Source organism: Paenarthrobacter histidinolovorans (assembly GCF_014647595.1).
GTDB lineage: Bacteria > Actinomycetota > Actinomycetes > Actinomycetales > Micrococcaceae > Arthrobacter > Arthrobacter histidinolovorans.
Map to the genome: position 1 here is coordinate 1 of NZ_BMPM01000016.1, position 14,945 is coordinate 14,945.

Genomic DNA, 14,945 nt, shown 5'->3' on the forward strand with positions numbered 1-14,945 from the left:
GGGTGACGAGTTTTTCGACTTTGTCGCCGGGGAGCAGCCCGGCGATGGGGACGTTGAGGGTGTTGGCTGGTCCGGGGGCGCCCAGGGCGATGGTGACGGTGCCTGCGGTGACGGCTTGGGAGGCGGAGGTGGAGGAGGTGAACGCGCCGTAGGTTCCCATGCCGGCGACGGCGGCTGCGGTGCCGACCAGTGCGACGGAGGCGAGGATTTTGCCGGAGGTGGTTTTGAGGCTGATGGCCATGGGGATCAGTGTCCTTTCGTGGGGCCACCGTGAGACCGGCCGGCCGTTTCCTCAGCCTGTGTGGCTGACAAGAACGACTTTGCCGGGCCTGGATCAAGAACCAACCCTGCAAACCCGCAACACTTCCTCAGGAAAACCTCAAGAAAACCACACCGGCAAAATCCTTGGTTTGAGTACCATGACGGGCCCCTGACAAGCACCCCTCTTAGCCTTTACTGGGCACGTTGCGTAGCAGGTCAGGACGTATGGATAGTTCCGGACACGGCGAATGAGCGGGTGGATCAGCCCGTGCTATCCGGGGCTTGCGGGGACAGGTTATCCTTTCAAAATTAGTGCCCGGCCTGCTCCGTTGATGGACTGTCGTCCCGACGTGAGTCTGCTGCGTGACGGAGGTAGTGGTTGTGACCGGATATGACGTGCTTGCCGAGGTTTACGAATGGCTCATCTCGGATGCAAAGTTGCCTCCCGCTGAGTTCGCTGCGTCGTTCGATGACGTCCTCAGTCTTCTGCCGTCGAACGCTCACGTCCTCGACTGTTCGTGCGGAACTGGACAGTTGGCGGTTGGCCTCGCCGGTCGTGGCATGCAGGTTGTTGCAACTGACGCCAGCGAAGCGATGGTTCGCCGGACTTCAGAGTTATCTGAGGAGTTCGGGACTTCCGTCCGGGCTGTGCAGGCGAGCTGGGAAGAGTTGCCCGTCCATTTTGAGGACGCCACGTTCGATATGGTGTTCTGCGTTGGCAACTCGCTTCACCATGCCGCGGGTGCGGCAGGGAGGGGTGCTGCGCTGGAGTCGATGTCACGGCTTCTGCGTCCCGGCGGGCACTTGGTGCTCACATCCCGCACTTGGGAACTCGTGAGGTCAAGAGGTTCCCGGCTGGACATCTGGGACCGACTCGTCCGGCGGGACGGCCGCGATGCCGTCGTGGTCTACCGCTGGGAGATTGCGCCGCGTTGGGAGGATGAGCATCACATCGAGATTGCGGTCGCCCAAGTTGATGCCTCTGGGCTGGTTCTTGTGCGCTCGGAGCTGCTGTCCTGCTGGCCCTATCGTTACGAGGAACTTGAACTCGAACTGCACCGGGCAGGACTCCGGACGGAAGTGAGCACGTTCGATCTTGAGGCCGAGAACTACATGGTGGTCGCGAGCAAGATATAGGTACCCGGCTCTCGGCAGAGACCGATCGGCAACGCCATCGGTCATGAGGCCGGTCTGAATGAACCCTTCAGCGACGAGCGGGCATCGGTGGCGGCCATCGCGTCATCAACGGACTACTCCGTGCCTGAAGCGCACCGTACAACTTTATGGTCCAGCGGGGGCCGGGATGTGTTGGCGGACGAGGAGTGACAATTTGGCGGGCGACTGCAACCTTGTGGAAGGTTATCCGGAGCTGAACCATGCTGTCTGTGGCCGTGAGAGACCGATTCGGCAGGTGAGGCCAAAAGCTGGTTAGCTGTGCGGCATGGGATTTTTTAGGAAGAGGACTGCCGCCATTCCGATCGAGGACGTGGAGCGCCCGGTATATTCCGAGCTCAGCGACGAGCACAAGGCGTTCCTGGCCAACCACATAAAGTTGGCAGACCAGGCGGAAGTAAATCTTGAAGACCCTCGCAGCGTGGGTGATTTCTACGAGCTCGTCTATGCTACTTGGCAGACCTCGCCCGAGGGGACGCATGCGGAGCTCCAGGAGCCATATTGCAACGCGGCCGGCGTCGCCTACGGGGAGCTGCTGGTACGGACGACACCGCTGCGGTGGGTCATTGCCGAGGACTCCCTGGGTCGTGAAATGGCGCTGCATGCCGATCAGAACAACATGCTGGTCTATCCCTTGAACGCCGTCGAGAAGCGGTGGGCGCTGGGCGAGGACGGCGACTTCATTCCGGTGCTGGCCGGCGCTGTCTACAAGCAGTTCGGCGGACGCGGCTAGTCAACGTGGACTACAACCACCTGGAACGCATCCTGTTCTGCGTGCTTGCCGCCGCTCCTGCCGTGCTGTTGGTCATTGCCGGAGCGCTCATCCACGCCAAGCTGTCGAGACGGTGGATGCACCGGTATCTGGTCGCCGGAATTCTTGGCTGTATTGCCTTCTTTGCTTTCGGTGGCACGGTAGCGTTGGCCATTTTTCCGCCGCCCTATGACGCGTATTTCGCTGGTGGCCGGGGACTGGACCTGAGGGGGACTGGACTGGTGGCTGGAGCGTGGATCGGCGCAGTTGTGGGTGGGGTAGCGACACTGGGTACTTTTGCTGTTTCTGCATTCCTGGTGCGACGCCGGACGCGGAAGGCCGGGCTCGAGGACTCGGCGAGAGCCCTGCGTTCCGGGGCCGGCCCGGATGGCGCAGAACCCTGATTTGCACAGCGGCGACAGCCGAGCATGATGCTGTGCGGGTCGATGTGAGCGGACAGAACGCATCAAAGCGGGCCTCCTACGCCGCGTGCGGGCGGGCGGGCGTGCCCCATGAGAAGAATGAGTGCTGGCGCGCGTGAATGTAACCGAAACTACTGAGGTTTGTGGGACCTTAACTGGCTGATCTTCTGCCCTGCCGCCACGAGTAGGGGCCGGGCTGCGACGGCGCCTGCCTTCAAAGTGCCACGAACCTTATTGCTGCTGCCGAGGAATGGCTCTTTGTTTCGCCAGTTTTGCGTTAGTCCCCATGTTGTTCGTGTTAAGTGCACGGCCATCACCACCGTAAACAGAGAAATCGCCAGGCCGGCAGCCGACGCCGCTACGATTATCACGCCTGTGATGTGCACTAAAAGGACGGCAGGGATCACTACAGTGGGGGCGTCAAAAAGTTCCATATTCGTTTCTCGTTGGTCGGTCTGGTCGATCGGCTTTTGTGCGGGTGTGGCCGTGGCTGGGCCGCCCGGTGCTGGAGGTCCACCAGCGGGCGCACGTTTATGTTATTGAAAATGGCGGGACGCTGTCTTGTGCTACTGCCGGATGCTGATCCCGGGCGTGGATTTCCGGCGAACGGGCATCAGCCCGGCGATGGTCACCCCTGCGGTGAGAGCCAGCGCTGCCACCCAGAGGCTCAAGCCGACGAAGTCGTGGATGGCCATCTGGGGGAGCCGCCGATTCGGCACAGCGACGACGCCGATGAACGCACCCAGGAGACCGAAGTAACTTCCGGTCATGAAGCGCTGGTGTGCCCGGATGTTGCCCTTGCGGACAGACCACAGGCCCATGGTCAGGGTGCAGAACGTCAGCGCGGAGAGGGCATGGAGCCAGTTGAAGCCGCCGTCGATGGTCCGGATCCCGAACGAGGTGAGGACGACGACGTACATGGCTACCGCCCAGATTCGGCCCAGGATCTTGTGTGCTGCGCTGCCTTTGTTGCGGCGAAGCAGGTTCACGGCGCCGAAGATCAGGGCATAGCCCGCTGCGATGGCGTGCAGGGCGATCAAGAAAGTCCACGGCGAGGGCATACGGTCAGCCTAGCGACTCACGGTTCGGCGGTGCACCACGCAGGCGGCAGGTTCCGTTTTCCCGGATGCCGATGATTTCGAAACCGATGATTTCGAAACCACCGTCCAGTAACGAATGACTGCATTCAACGATGTGCTCAACCCAGTGCCCACGGCGGCTGTTACATTGTTCTCGACGGGGGCGCACTGGGTACTCCCTGCATTCTTAAAGGGAACCTGTATGAGCCTTCAAATTCCGCGTCCTGCTGACCTGCCACCCGGGGAGGCAGCTTCGGCTGACAACGCCGGAATATCCCGCAAGGGGCGCAAGGGTATTGGAATCATGCTGATTATCGTTGCGGTTTTTAACGTCATTCAAGTGATAGTGGCATTTGCCACCTACGGCAGGTACCTGGCCTTGATCACCGAGGGCGAGAGAATCGAACTTTTCATCGGCGTGGCCCTCGGCATCTTGTTCATTCTCGCCCTGCTCGGCGTCGGAGTGTGGAACCTCGCTACGAAGGGCACAACTTTAAAGGCACCCCTTGTTGTTGCCTTGGTCGTAACGGGTTTCAGTCTTATCCTCGACGCCGTATCGATTGTCGACAATTTGGCGACTACTGGCAGGCTGCAGGGCTACATGGTGATCGCTTTGCAAGTCTTCGTCATCGTGCAGGCCGTCCGCGTTTTGCGGCTGAAGCCTGCAGCGGTTTCGGCGTCCGTGGCACTGCAGGAAACGCCTCAGGCAGAAACGCCGGGGATGCCGACGCCGCGCTCGTAGCCCTCCGTCCTGTGGTCTTAACTGCGCATAAATTAGTTGTCAGTCTGCATTGACACCCTGACTCCTGTAAGCCTAGCCTGACAGCATGGAAGCCGATGAACTGTCCTCGCAGATCCACTCCACCAACCCCGCAGTTGGATTGCGGGCCGTGGGTGCCCTTCATCGCCTGGCCGAGCAAGTGGAAGCCGTCCACGTCCGGGCAGCACGCGAGCAAGGCTGGACGTGGGAGCAGATCGGTGACGCTTTAGGCGTTTCTCGGCAATCGGTCCACGCCAAATACAGGGAATGACCAAATACAGGGAATGAGTTGGGCAATGTTTGAGCAATTTACCCAAGACACCCGCCGGATCGTCGGGTATGCCATGGAGGAAGCGCGCAGTCTGGGCGACAAGCGAATGGGAACGGAGCACCTGCTCCTGGGGGCGCTTCATGAACGCGGCCCGGCCGAGGTCCTGGGCGTCTCCCTGGACGATGCGCGGAAGGCGGCGGCGCGGCTTGATGCTTCTGCCTTGGAGGCAATCGGCTTCAAAAGCAAGGATCCTGTGCGGGTGGCCATGCCAACCCGCGGAAGGAAGCCGCCGTTCAGCTCCGGAGCCAAGGAAGTCATGGCAAGCATGGTGAAATCGGCCGTGGAACAAAAATCCCGGAAGATCACCGCTTCGAGCCTTTTGATCTCCCTCCTGGGACGGGAGGAACTCGACCCCGTGTCTGCCCTCCTCAAGGAGCTCAAAGTAGACCGCCAAGCTGTACGCGAACGGCTGCTGTCACAGTAGTTCCGCGGTGAGGGGGTCCAAGTAGCGGGTGTCTCCCGGGGATCAAAAAAGCGAGTACAAACTACTCGTGTCATTGCCCGCCGGTGGGCATTTACTGTATCCAGCGGATCCAAGCAACGGCCCATGACCCCCCTCGTCGGCCGGTGCTGCCCAATGGATCCGCGGCGCAGGGCCGGACGCATCTCCCAGAAGTGCTGTCCGGCCCTGACGCGAGGGCTGCGCGGCTGGGACGACGACGGCGACGCCCCAGCGTGTGGAGGCGTCGCCGTCGTGATGGTGCCAGGGGCGCCTATGGCGTGGGGCTGCCGCCGTTGACGTTGAGGGTCTCGCCGACGACATAGCTGGATTCCGNGAACACGTAGGCGGGCGCCAGCTCGGCCGGTTGCCCGGCGCGGCCAAGGGGAGTGGACTGGCCGAACTCAGGGAGCTCCTCCTTGGGCTGGCCGCTGCTGACCTGCAGGGGAGTCCAGATCGGTCCGGGTGCTACAGCATTGACGCGGATGCCCTTGGGGGCGAGCTGCTGGGCGAGTCCCTTGGTGAAGTTGTTGATGCTCGCCTTGGTGGTGGCGTAGTCCACCAAAGTGGGCGACGGGTTGTACGCCTGGATGGACGTGGTGTTGATGATGGTGGAGCCGGCCGGCAGGTGCGGGAGTGCCGCCTTTGTCAGCCAGAACATTGCGTACACATTGGTCTTCTGCGTGTGGTCGAATTGTTCGTCCGTGATGTCGGCGAGGTCTTCCTGGGCAACCTGCTTGCCTGCGTTGTTGACCAGGATGTCCACGCCGCCCAAAACCGCGACGGCGGTGTCCACCACTTCCTGGCAGGTCGCGGAGTCCTTGAGGTCACCGGGGACTTTCACGGCCTTGCGGCCGGCGGCTTCGATGAGCCCGGCGATCCGCGCGGCGTCCTCTTCTTCCTCGGGGAGGTAGGACAGTACGACGTCGGCACCCTCGCGCGCGAAGGCGATGGCGGTGGCTGCGCCGATTCCCGAGTCGGCGCCGGTGACGATGGCCTTGCGGCCCTCGAGGCGTCCGGTGCCGCGGTAGCTTTCCTCGCCGAGGTCTGCCTTGGGTGTGAGCTCGGCGTCGAGGCCGGGTTCGGGCTGGTGCTGCTTTGGCGGGGAGATCTGCTCGTAGGCAGTGACTGGGTTGCGGAAGGTGTACTGGTCAGTCATGGTGGTCCTCCGGTTGCTTTGGCATGGAACACGAAAAGCTAAGTAAGCTTATGATTCAAGCCTAGGCATGTGGGGGTGTCTCTGCCAAACCGGCCGGATCAAGCTGCCGAGTGCACCGCCACGGAAGCGCGCTCCACAGCGGGGCACGCGATTTTCACGGGGCCTTCACCGGAGGGCCGGTCCAGACCCAGAAGCATACGGACGCCTGCCGCGCCGAGCTCATAGTGGGGCAGGGAAACGGTGGAGAGCGGCGGCCTCAGGTGTGCGGCAATGACTTCCTGGTTATCGAAACCAACTACGGCGATGTCCTCCGGGATGGAGAGCCCGTTCTCCCTCAGACCGTCATAAAGGCCCATGGCCATACGGTCGTTGTAGCAGTAAACGGCCGAAACGTTGAGCTTGAGCAGCTCCCCGGTGGCGCCGTAGCCACCTTCCTGATCCGGGTAGGCCTCCAATACCAGCTCCGGATCGAAAGCAATTCCCTCCGCTTCCAACGCGTCCCGGTAGCCCTGGAGCCGTCCGTCCTTGGCTGGAGCAGGGGTGGTGGTATTGATGAAGGCGATACGACGATGCCCGCCGCGCAACAGGATCTCCGTGGCCGACTTCCCGCCCTGCGCCTCGTCCGGGACGACGGCGCGGGACGTCAACGAATCCGGCGAAAAACAGTTGACCAGGACGAAGTCGGATTCACGCAGGGTCTCCGGCACTTCTGTAGCACGGTGGAACCAGGTTGAGTACAGGATGCCGCGGACCTTGTACTCGAGCATCATGGCGATCGCGTCCTTTTCCAGATCCACGTTGCCCTCGGTATTGGCGATCAGCAGGGCGTAGCCGTGCTTCCAGGCTTCGTCCTGGGCGCCATGAATGATCTGGCCCGCGAACGGGGTGGTGGCTACGCCGTCAGCTACGAGCCCGATGAACTTGGAGGTTCCGCTGACCAGGTTCTTTGCCATCGCATTGGGCCGGTAGCCCAGTTGCCGGATGGCCTCCTGGACGCGTTTGCGGGTGTCAGCCGCGATGCGGGCGTTCTTCTTTTTGTTGATGACCAGCGAAACTGTTGCCGTTGAAACACCGGCTGCTTCAGCAACTTCACGGAGGGTGACCGGATGGGCGCGGTCGGTGATGCCTGGAACGTCGGCCGCGCTGCCTGAATTTTTCTCCTGCGAAATCATCTGTCCTCCATCAGGAGTATATCCATCCGCTGTGGTCGTCATCCCTTGGTCGCCCCGCTCTCCAGGCCCTGGATCATGGCCTTGTTCAGCACCAGGAAGACCAGCAGCAATGGTGTGATGGTCACGCACACAGCAGCGAATGTTGCCGTCCAGTCCACCTTGCCCATGGCTCCGATGTAGTTCTGCAGTCCCAGGGGAATGGTCTTGAGGTCCTCGGAGAGGACAAAGGTGTTGGCGAAAATGAAGTCGTTCCAAATGAAGATGCTGTTGACCAGCACCACGGTCACCACGGTGTTCAGTGACAGGGGCAGGGTGATCAGTCCGAATATCCGGTAGGGCCCGGCACCATCCAGGGAGGCAGCTTCATAGGTTTCGCGGGGAATGTACTCGAAGAAGGACGAGAACAGGTAGATGGACATGGGCAGGGCGAAACCGGCCAGGGGGATGATCATGGACTGGTAGGTGTCCAGGAGATTCACGGTGGAGTAGTCGATGAACAAGGGCACGAGTGCGATCTGGACCGGAACAATGATTCCCACCAGGAACAGGCCCCGAACGAAGCGGCTGAATCGGAATCCCAGGACCTGGATGGCGTAGGCGGCCATCATGCCGAACAGGACAATGAGAAGGTTGGCGCCCATGGTCACTATGAAGCTGTTCAGGATGTTCCGGCCGAGGTCACCTGTTTCGAAGGCCCTGGCGTAGTTGTCCCATGTCAATGAACCTGGCAGCGCGAATGGGTCTCCGGTGGCGAAGTCCTGTTCCGTGCGGAGGCTTGTCAGGAACAGCCAGGCCAACGGGTACACCTGGACGATCACGATGAGCAGGATCAGGACCCGCGAAAGCGTCCGGTACAGGCTCGGCTTGCGGCGTCGCCGCTTGGGCACAGCCGGCGACGGCGGGGCCGCAGGTGAGTGGGTAGCCGGGGCTGTCTGGGCGATCATGAGTCTGCCTTCCGCTTGAGCATGAAAAGGATGAGGCCGACGGCGACGAGGCACTCGATCACGATGAACACGGAGATGGTGCTTGCGTAGCCAAAGTCCGTACTGGTGAATGCCGTCTTGTACATGTACGTGGTGAGCAACTCGGAGGACTGGCCGGGACCGCCGTTGGTCATGAGGTAGGGGATGTCGAACCCGCGCAGGCCGTAGGTGGTGGCCATGATGGTGGTGGTGATCCAGACCGGGCGGATGTACGGGAAGCGGATCTTGGTGAAGAGGGTCCACTTGGAGGCGCCATCCAGGACTGCCGCTTCTTCCAGTTCCTTGGGCACGGCGATCAGTGCGGCGTAGATGATGAGCATGTAGAGCCCGGTGAACCGCCACCCCTCGGGGGCGGAAACTGCGGCCAGCACGGTATTCACATCGGAGAGCCAGGCGCGTTCAAAGGAACCGAGTCCCACCCAGTGCAGGAGCTGGTTGAGCAGGCCAACGGGATCAATGGAGTATATGCGCACGAACAGGAAGGCGATCGCCACCGTGGAGATGACCGCGGGCAGAAGGTACAGGGTCTTGATGAGTTCCCTGCCGCGGCGCAGTGAGGTCAACAGGCTGGCGACAACAAGGGCGCCGCCCAGTTGCAGGACCAGGCAGATGGCCAGATACAGGAGTGCGTTGAAGAAGGAGCGCCAGAAAACGTCATCGGCGGTGAGCATCCGGACGTAGTTCTGGAGTCCCACGAACTCCATGTCGCTGATGCCATTCCAGGAAAAGAAGCTAAGAAACAAGGATTGCAGGATGGGGAACAGGACGGCTGCGCAGTACAGCAGCAGTGGAGGGAGCAGGAAGACCAGGACGGACGTCCTTGACCGGTTGGGAAGCATGGCGGGGCCTTTCGGGCGGGGGGCCTTGCGACCCCCCGCTGCTACGTTTACTTGAAGAACTTGGGCGCGTTCTGCTTGATGGCGTCGTTCATGGTGCTGGTGAACTGTTCGGGCGTGATGTCGCCCTGGACGAGCAGGACCAGCTCTTGCTGGAGCCTGCCGTTGGTGGTCGGGTCCAACTGCGTATCCCACGGCATGGTCTGCTTGTCCCCGAGGTCGTTGGCCGTTTCCAGGGCTTTCTTATAGAGCGGCGTGGCGTTGGCGGGGATTGCGGTCTGCACATCGGTGGTGGGGGACAGGGCTCCGGTGGCGGCGTACTCGGCCGGGTACTTTTCAAGGGCGAACTTCAGGAAGTCGCTGACCAATGGATCGTAGGTCTTCGAGTTCACGGCCATGCCAATGCCGGACGGTGAGACGAATTCGTTGGCCGCGGTCACGGCCCCTTCAGTGGTGGGAAGGGTGAAGAAATCGATGTTGTCCCGGACTGCCGGGTTCAGCTTGTCCGTGGCAAGGCTTGGCAACTCCCACGTTCCGATGTTGTACATGGCTGCCTGGCCGGACGTGAACTGGTTTTGCGCATCCGAGTATCCCTGTGAGGAGAACCCGTCCTGGAAGCAATTGGCCTTGCCGAGCTCCGCCATCCACTTGACGGTCTTTTGCCCCGCCGCGTCGGAGAATGATGCCTCGCCCTTCTTCAGTTTCTGGACGAAATCAGGGCCGGCTTCGCGGAAGGGCTGGTACGCGACGTAGCGTTCCAGCGGCCACTGGTCCTGTCCATCGATGGCGATCGGGGTGATCCCGGCCTTCCTCAATGCCGTGCACATGGCCGGGACGTCATCGAGGGACTTCGGGACAGAGACCCCGGCCTTCTCCAGGAGGGCTTTGTTGTACCACATGAATTCCAGCTCGAATTGGAACGGAATCATGTAGAGGGAGCCGTCGTCGAACCGTTGGTAGTCCAAGGCCCCGGGGCGGTAGTTGTCGTAGAGGTTCAAGGACTTCAGCAGCTTGTCGGCGTCCACCATCTTGCCTTGCTTCGCGAGTTGCTGTGCGAAGGGGGTGGCATCCGTATCGAACAGTTCCGGAAGCTTGTTCGCTGCGGCCAGGGTTTCAAGCTTCTGGATGTAGGACGGCCGGTCCGGCGTGGTGATGAGGTTGAGTGCGAAGCCGGGGTGGTCCTTGGCGTAGTCATCGGCGAGTTTCTTCATGATGTTGATGACTGCGCCGTCGGCCGGCCTGGAGAGCAGCCACGAGATTTCACGGGGTTTGATCTCGCCGGTGGGGCTGACGTTGGCAGGGTCGGCGGTGTTTCCTCCACCGCCGCAGGCTGTCAATGCCAGTGCGGCTGCGGCTGCGACGGCGGCAACGCGGAGTAGTTTTTTCATTGCGGCAATCTCCCTTGATTGGAACAGAGGTTGGGGTTGGGGTGCTTAGTTTTCGGTGCGTTGACGGATTTCGAGTTCAGTGACGGTGACGGAGCCTTCACCGGCGAAGACGCCGATCCGTCCCGCTGTCAGGTCGTAGATCCGGGCGCTGAGCGCAACCTGGCGGTCGACGACGGCGACGCAAGTGTCGCCGTCGACAATCACCTCAAGAAGGTGCTCGCCGGGGGTGAGGTTGCAGGGGCGTTCCAGCTCGATGTCGAAGGGGACGTCCCCGGAAACATGCCATTGGGCGTCCCCGGTGATGGCGCGGGGCCATCGATCAAAGACGAGGCGGCCGCGCTTGGGTTCCAGGCGCAGGATGTAGGACTGGTCGCCGTCGTGGCTTGCCCGCAGGAGCAGACCGCATTCGGTGGTGTCCGGCCCAATGTCCAGCACGGCTTTGGCGTAGAACTGCGAGGGTAGCTCTTCCCGGGAAACCTGGGCGGTGTAGCCGTCGGGTACGTCCAACGATGCCGGCAGATTGGCCGCCAGCGACACGGGCACGTCTTCCCAAAAGCTCTCCACCAGTTCATCCGCGAAGGAGAACCCGAGGGTGCCATCCGGATTTTGTCGGGCCTCCAGGACGGACATGGTGCCGGCCCATTCCCAAGGGCCGTGGTCCTTGTTGCCTTCCTTGCTGGCGATCCATCCGAAGAAGAAGCGGCGTCCGTCGCGGGCGGCGGTCTTGGAGGCATAGAACGCGCGGCCGTCGATGGTGTCCAGTGCCGGCACGGTCCACGGACCATCGGGGCTCTTGGCCATCCGGTACCGGGTGGTGAATGACTCCGAGAATTCCGAGTAGACCATGTACCACCAGTCACCCCACTGGAAAACGTCGGGGCATTCGTGCGTGATGTAACGGCGTGGGTCCCAGAAAGGTTCGGTGTGCTCCCAGGTCATCAGGTCCGTGGAGACACACTGGGCGATGACGCCGCGGCGCCGCTCGGGTCCTTCCGAATGCCGTGCAGCGAGCAGCATCCGCCACTGGCCTTTGGCTTCATCCCTGAAGACGAAGGGATCACGCCAGTCCCCGGACTCGTACCCATCCGGAGCGCCGAAGGTGAGCTCGGGGTGCTTGGTCCAGCTCTGCATGCCGTCGGTGCTGGTGGCGTGCATGACCAGTTGGAGCGGCGCGCCGTCGATGCCCAGGTTGCGGGGGTTCTGACCGGTGTAGAACAGGTGGTGGACGCCGGTGTCATCGACGACGACGCTGCCCGTGTAGGCGTTGAAGTCCGGTTCTGTTTCGGTTCCGTGCGGTAGGGCAACGCCGTGGTCCTCGAACTGGGTGAGGTCCTTGGTGGTGATGAGGTTCCATGATGTGCCTGGTTTCGGCTGGGACCGGACTTCATGGAGGTAGAAGAGCCAGAACTCCCCGTCTTTCTCGAAGGGGATAAGGTCGCCGACCCAGCCGTCGGCGGGTTGGAAGAAGACTGAGCGTTTCATCTGCGCTGATGTCCATTCTGCTAAAGCGTTTGATCACTAGAAAGCTAGCGTGGAAGTGTCAGTTGATCAAGCGTTTTAGCAAAATTAATCTGCGGAGAATTTTTCTACGCTAAAACGCTTGACCAGCTGAGGCCAGGGCCGCTAACGTCCTTCCTACCGAAGGCATACCCACGTCCCCTCGACGCCGAGCGGACATCTGGGCTCACGCGCTCCGGACGAAGTAATCCAGCTCCTTTGAAGGCGCACTTTGGCGTGCCCGGATGCATAGACGTGCCCGCGCCGCCACCGCGTTCTCAACCAATGAATGCTTGAGAGGAAACCACTTCATGACGCCCGAATTTCCACGACGAACACTCCTGCAAGGCACCGGTGCCGGCGCCCTGGCCCTGCTGATGGGCGGCGCCGCCACCGGCGCCGCCCAAGCCGCTACCTCCCAACGGGCGGTCTATCACATGACTCCACCTTCAGGCTGGTTGTGCGATCCCCAGCGGCCGGTGTACACAAACGGCGGCTACCAGCTCTACTACCTGCACTCCAGCATCAACAACGGCCAGGGTGGCTGGGACCACGCCACCACCACAGATGCGGTGTCCTTCACCCACCACGGCGCCGTCTTGCCACTCCAACCGAACTTCCCCGTATGGTCCGGGTCAGGGGTGGTGGATACGGCCAACACGGCAGGCTTTGGTGCGGGAGCCGTGGTCGTACTGGCCACAAAGCCGACCGACGGAATCCGCAAGTACCAGGAGCAATACCTGTATTGGTCCACCGACGGTGGCTTCACCTTCACGGCCCTGCCGGATCCGGTGATCGTGAACACCGATGGCCGGACCGCCACGACCCAGGCCGAGATCGACAACGCTGAGTGGTTCCGCGATCCCAAGATCCATTGGGACGCGGCACGCAGTGAGTGGGTGTGCGTCATCGGCCGTGCCCGCTACGCAGCCTTCTACACCTCCGCGAACCTGCGGGATTGGCAGTGGAAATCAAACTTCGACTATCCCAACCACGCACTGGGCGGGATCGAGTGCCCGGACCTGTTTGAAATGACTGCAGGCGATGGCACCCGGCATTGGATCTTCGCCGCGAGCATGGATGCCTACAGCGTGGGCTTGCCCATGACGTATGCCTACTGGACGGGCTCATGGAATGGCTCGGCCTTCATTGCCGATGACCTCACGCCGCAGTGGTTGGATTGGGGCTGGGATTGGTATGCCGGGGTGACGTGGCCGGCCGTGGAAGCACCGGAGACCAAGCGTCTGGCCGTTGCCTGGATGAACAACTGGAAGTACGCCGCCCGGGACGTTCCCACCGACGCATCGGATGGGTACAACGGGCAAAACTCGATTGTCCGGGAGCTGAGGCTGGAGCGGCAGGCAGGAGGCTGGTACAGCCTGTTGAGCGCCCCGGTTGCTGCTTTGCAGGGCTATGTCAGCGCCACCACGACACTGCCGGATCGTACTGTCAATGGCAGCACCGTCCTGCCATGGAACGGCCGCGCCTATGAACTGGAGCTCGATATTGCCTGGGACGCAGCAGCGAATGTTGGGGTGTCGGTAGGCCGTTCGGCCGCTGGGACGCGGCACACGAACATCGGAAAGTACGGCAATGAGTTGTACGTTGACCGCAGTCCCTCCGACCTGGCCGGCTACTCGCTGGTACCGTACACGCGTGCCGCTGCACCCATCGATGCCAACGCCCGGTCCGTCCACTTGCGCATCTTCGTGGACACACAAAGTGTGGAGGTCTTCGTGAATTCCGGACACACTGTTGTTTCGCAACAGGTGCATTTCACGGACGGCGACACCGGGATTTCCCTCTACGCCGACGGCGGTCCTGCCACCTTCACGGGAATAACCATCCGCGAGTTCGGCACCCCGATCTAGGCGATCTTCGAGGCACCGGGGATTTGCGGCTCAGGGGCAGTTCAGCGTGCCGGTCAGGGGCTGGCCTGCCCAGCTGTTGGTGGAGTTGGGAACCTTGTAGTAACCGCGGATCTGGTATGTCCACGTTCCGCTGAGGCTTCCCACGCTCTGGATTCCCGAACTGTAGGACCGGCCGGACGACTTGCTCAGATCCCCGGTGAACTGAACAACGCCGTCAGGATCAATGACTTTGAGCTCGTAGTAGTTCGCGTACGTGACGGCGGTGTAGCTTCCCACACTGATCTTGGCCTGGCCGAACCACAAAAAGGAATCACAGCTCTTGGTCACGGAAACGGTGTTGGCCGCCGGCGCCGGGATCCGGGCTGCGGATACAGCCATCCCGGCGCTGTCGGTGCCGTGGAACTGGGCATGGGCCGGCGACAACGAAAAGCCCATCAGCATCAGCAGGACGGCCAGAAATATGGCCGGCACCCGCCAGAGGATGAGCTTGACCTTCATGATTCTTTGTCACTTCCGTTTCGATGGGGTGGATTACAAGGACTGGCCGGGAACCGGCCTGAAGGGCAAGACGGGCCGGTTCCCGGGGTTTGGGGGGTGGTGTTATTTGGTGGTTTCGGTGCGTTGGGTGCCGGTGAAGGCGAAGGCGATGGTTGAGGTGGCGCCTTGGAAGGTGTCGTTGGCGGTGGTGGGGAAGGTGGTGGTGACTTTGAGGTTGTCGGTTTTGGCGTTGGTGAGGGAGGTGAGGTTGTTCAGGGTTTTGTTCGCTGCGATGACGGGGCCGTTGGCCAGGACGGTGGTTTTGGTTCCGGCGCAGGTGTAGGGG

General features: G+C 61.6%; 16 protein-coding genes and 1 pseudogene. 7 read left to right on the forward strand and 10 right to left on the reverse strand.

Features of this window, described 5'->3' with window-relative positions; translation table 11 throughout:
• The coding region (locus IEY62_RS21440; protein ID WP_229785530.1) for a SipW-dependent-type signal peptide-containing protein at positions 1-241 on the reverse strand (241 nt) is incomplete at its 3' end.
• Between the two features lie 401 nt (positions 242-642).
• Here IEY62_RS21440 and IEY62_RS21445 point away from each other — a divergent pair.
• From IEY62_RS21445 to IEY62_RS21455, 3 genes are all read left to right on the forward strand, one after another.
• Entirely contained in the window at positions 643-1,398 is a 756-nt protein-coding gene (locus IEY62_RS21445) for a class I SAM-dependent methyltransferase (RefSeq protein WP_189021430.1), read from the forward strand.
• Positions 1,399-1,702: 304 nt separating this feature from the next.
• Positions 1,703-2,167, forward strand: coding sequence for a DUF3806 domain-containing protein (locus tag IEY62_RS21450; RefSeq protein ID WP_189021431.1), 465 nt, complete (start codon positions 1,703-1,705; stop codon positions 2,165-2,167).
• Between the two features lie 5 nt (positions 2,168-2,172).
• The gene (locus tag IEY62_RS21455; RefSeq protein WP_189021432.1) at positions 2,173-2,589 is read left to right on the forward strand and encodes a hypothetical protein; all 417 of its coding nucleotides are present in this window, start codon (positions 2,173-2,175) and stop codon (positions 2,587-2,589) included.
• A gap of 584 nt (positions 2,590-3,173) precedes the next feature.
• Here IEY62_RS21455 and IEY62_RS21460 read toward each other — a convergent pair.
• Positions 3,174-3,668, reverse strand: a complete 495-nt coding sequence (locus IEY62_RS21460; protein ID WP_189021433.1) for a DUF2306 domain-containing protein — start codon at positions 3,666-3,668, stop codon at positions 3,174-3,176.
• Positions 3,669-3,888: 220 nt separating this feature from the next.
• On the opposite strand from IEY62_RS21460, the gene IEY62_RS21465 reads away from it, so the two are divergent.
• The 3 genes from IEY62_RS21465 (at position 3,889) to IEY62_RS21475 (ending at position 5,201) form a co-directional block, all read left to right on the forward strand.
• The gene (locus tag IEY62_RS21465) at positions 3,889-4,428 is read left to right on the forward strand and encodes a hypothetical protein (protein ID WP_189021434.1); all 540 of its coding nucleotides are present in this window, start codon (positions 3,889-3,891) and stop codon (positions 4,426-4,428) included.
• 85 nt (positions 4,429-4,513) lie between these two features.
• Positions 4,514-4,717 carry a helix-turn-helix domain-containing protein gene (locus IEY62_RS21470; RefSeq protein WP_189021435.1) on the forward strand — a complete coding sequence of 68 codons (204 nt, stop codon included), beginning with the start codon at positions 4,514-4,516 and terminating at the stop codon, positions 4,715-4,717.
• Positions 4,718-4,742: 25 nt separating this feature from the next.
• Positions 4,743-5,201 carry a Clp protease N-terminal domain-containing protein gene (locus IEY62_RS21475; protein WP_189021436.1) on the forward strand — a complete coding sequence of 153 codons (459 nt, stop codon included), beginning with the start codon at positions 4,743-4,745 and terminating at the stop codon, positions 5,199-5,201.
• Positions 5,202-5,490: 289 nt separating this feature from the next.
• Here IEY62_RS21475 and IEY62_RS21480 read toward each other — a convergent pair whose 3' ends face one another.
• The 6 genes from IEY62_RS21480 to IEY62_RS21505 form a co-directional block, all read right to left on the reverse strand.
• Positions 5,491-6,375: an SDR family oxidoreductase gene (locus IEY62_RS21480; protein ID WP_189021437.1), complete on the reverse strand. Its 885-nt coding sequence runs from the start codon at positions 6,373-6,375 to the stop codon at positions 5,491-5,493.
• Between the two features lie 98 nt (positions 6,376-6,473).
• Positions 6,474-7,547 (reverse strand): LacI family DNA-binding transcriptional regulator, encoded by a 1,074-nt coding sequence (locus IEY62_RS21485; RefSeq protein ID WP_189021438.1) that lies wholly within the window; start codon positions 7,545-7,547, stop codon positions 6,474-6,476.
• A gap of 38 nt (positions 7,548-7,585) precedes the next feature.
• Positions 7,586-8,491, reverse strand: coding sequence for a carbohydrate ABC transporter permease (locus tag IEY62_RS21490; RefSeq protein WP_189021439.1), 906 nt, complete (start codon positions 8,489-8,491; stop codon positions 7,586-7,588).
• Positions 8,488-9,369, reverse strand: a complete 882-nt coding sequence (locus IEY62_RS21495) for a carbohydrate ABC transporter permease (RefSeq protein ID WP_018779914.1) — start codon at positions 9,367-9,369, stop codon at positions 8,488-8,490. The genes IEY62_RS21490 and IEY62_RS21495 overlap by 4 nt, the downstream gene beginning before the upstream one ends.
• A 47-nt stretch (positions 9,370-9,416) precedes the next feature.
• Positions 9,417-10,754, reverse strand: a complete 1,338-nt coding sequence (locus tag IEY62_RS21500; RefSeq protein WP_189021440.1) for an ABC transporter substrate-binding protein — start codon at positions 10,752-10,754, stop codon at positions 9,417-9,419.
• 45 nt (positions 10,755-10,799) lie between these two features.
• The gene (locus tag IEY62_RS21505) at positions 10,800-12,236 is read right to left on the reverse strand and encodes a glycoside hydrolase family protein (RefSeq protein ID WP_189021441.1); all 1,437 of its coding nucleotides are present in this window, start codon (positions 12,234-12,236) and stop codon (positions 10,800-10,802) included.
• 326 nt (positions 12,237-12,562) lie between these two features.
• Here IEY62_RS21505 and IEY62_RS21510 point away from each other — a divergent pair, with 326 nt between their 5' ends.
• Complete coding sequence (locus IEY62_RS21510) at positions 12,563-14,122, forward strand: glycoside hydrolase family 32 protein (RefSeq protein ID WP_189021442.1); 1,560 nt, start codon at positions 12,563-12,565, stop codon at positions 14,120-14,122.
• Positions 14,123-14,152: 30 nt separating this feature from the next.
• Here IEY62_RS21510 and IEY62_RS21515 read toward each other — a convergent pair whose 3' ends face one another.
• Together IEY62_RS21515 and IEY62_RS21520 are read right to left on the reverse strand one after the other, a co-directional pair.
• Entirely contained in the window at positions 14,153-14,620 is a 468-nt protein-coding gene (locus IEY62_RS21515) for a hypothetical protein (protein WP_189021443.1), read from the reverse strand.
• 102 nt (positions 14,621-14,722) lie between these two features.
• Positions 14,723-14,945: pseudogene (locus IEY62_RS21520) on the reverse strand (TasA family protein); the annotation flags it as partial.

Excerpts from the sequence above, each read along its gene's own strand:
- IEY62_RS21450 (WP_189021431.1), top strand. The coding sequence starts at position 1,703 with ATGGGATTTTTTAGGAAGAGGACTGCCGCCATTCCGATCGAGGACGTG.
- IEY62_RS21460 (WP_189021433.1), bottom strand. The coding sequence starts at position 3,668 with ATGCCCTCGCCGTGGACTTTCTTGATCGCCCTGCACGCCATCGCAGCG.
- IEY62_RS21465 (WP_189021434.1), top strand. The coding sequence starts at position 3,889 with ATGAGCCTTCAAATTCCGCGTCCTGCTGACCTGCCACCCGGGGAGGCA.
- IEY62_RS21470 (WP_189021435.1), top strand. The coding sequence starts at position 4,514 with ATGGAAGCCGATGAACTGTCCTCGCAGATCCACTCCACCAACCCCGCA.
- IEY62_RS21475 (WP_189021436.1), top strand. The coding sequence starts at position 4,743 with ATGTTTGAGCAATTTACCCAAGACACCCGCCGGATCGTCGGGTATGCC.
- IEY62_RS21485 (WP_189021438.1), bottom strand. The coding sequence starts at position 7,547 with ATGATTTCGCAGGAGAAAAATTCAGGCAGCGCGGCCGACGTTCCAGGC.
- IEY62_RS21490 (WP_189021439.1), bottom strand. The coding sequence starts at position 8,491 with ATGATCGCCCAGACAGCCCCGGCTACCCACTCACCTGCGGCCCCGCCG.
- IEY62_RS21495 (WP_018779914.1), bottom strand. The coding sequence starts at position 9,369 with ATGCTTCCCAACCGGTCAAGGACGTCCGTCCTGGTCTTCCTGCTCCCT.
- IEY62_RS21500 (WP_189021440.1), bottom strand. The coding sequence starts at position 10,754 with ATGAAAAAACTACTCCGCGTTGCCGCCGTCGCAGCCGCAGCCGCACTG.
- IEY62_RS21505 (WP_189021441.1), bottom strand. The coding sequence starts at position 12,236 with ATGAAACGCTCAGTCTTCTTCCAACCCGCCGACGGCTGGGTCGGCGAC.
- IEY62_RS21510 (WP_189021442.1), top strand. The coding sequence starts at position 12,563 with ATGACGCCCGAATTTCCACGACGAACACTCCTGCAAGGCACCGGTGCC.
- IEY62_RS21515 (WP_189021443.1), bottom strand. The coding sequence starts at position 14,620 with ATGAAGGTCAAGCTCATCCTCTGGCGGGTGCCGGCCATATTTCTGGCC.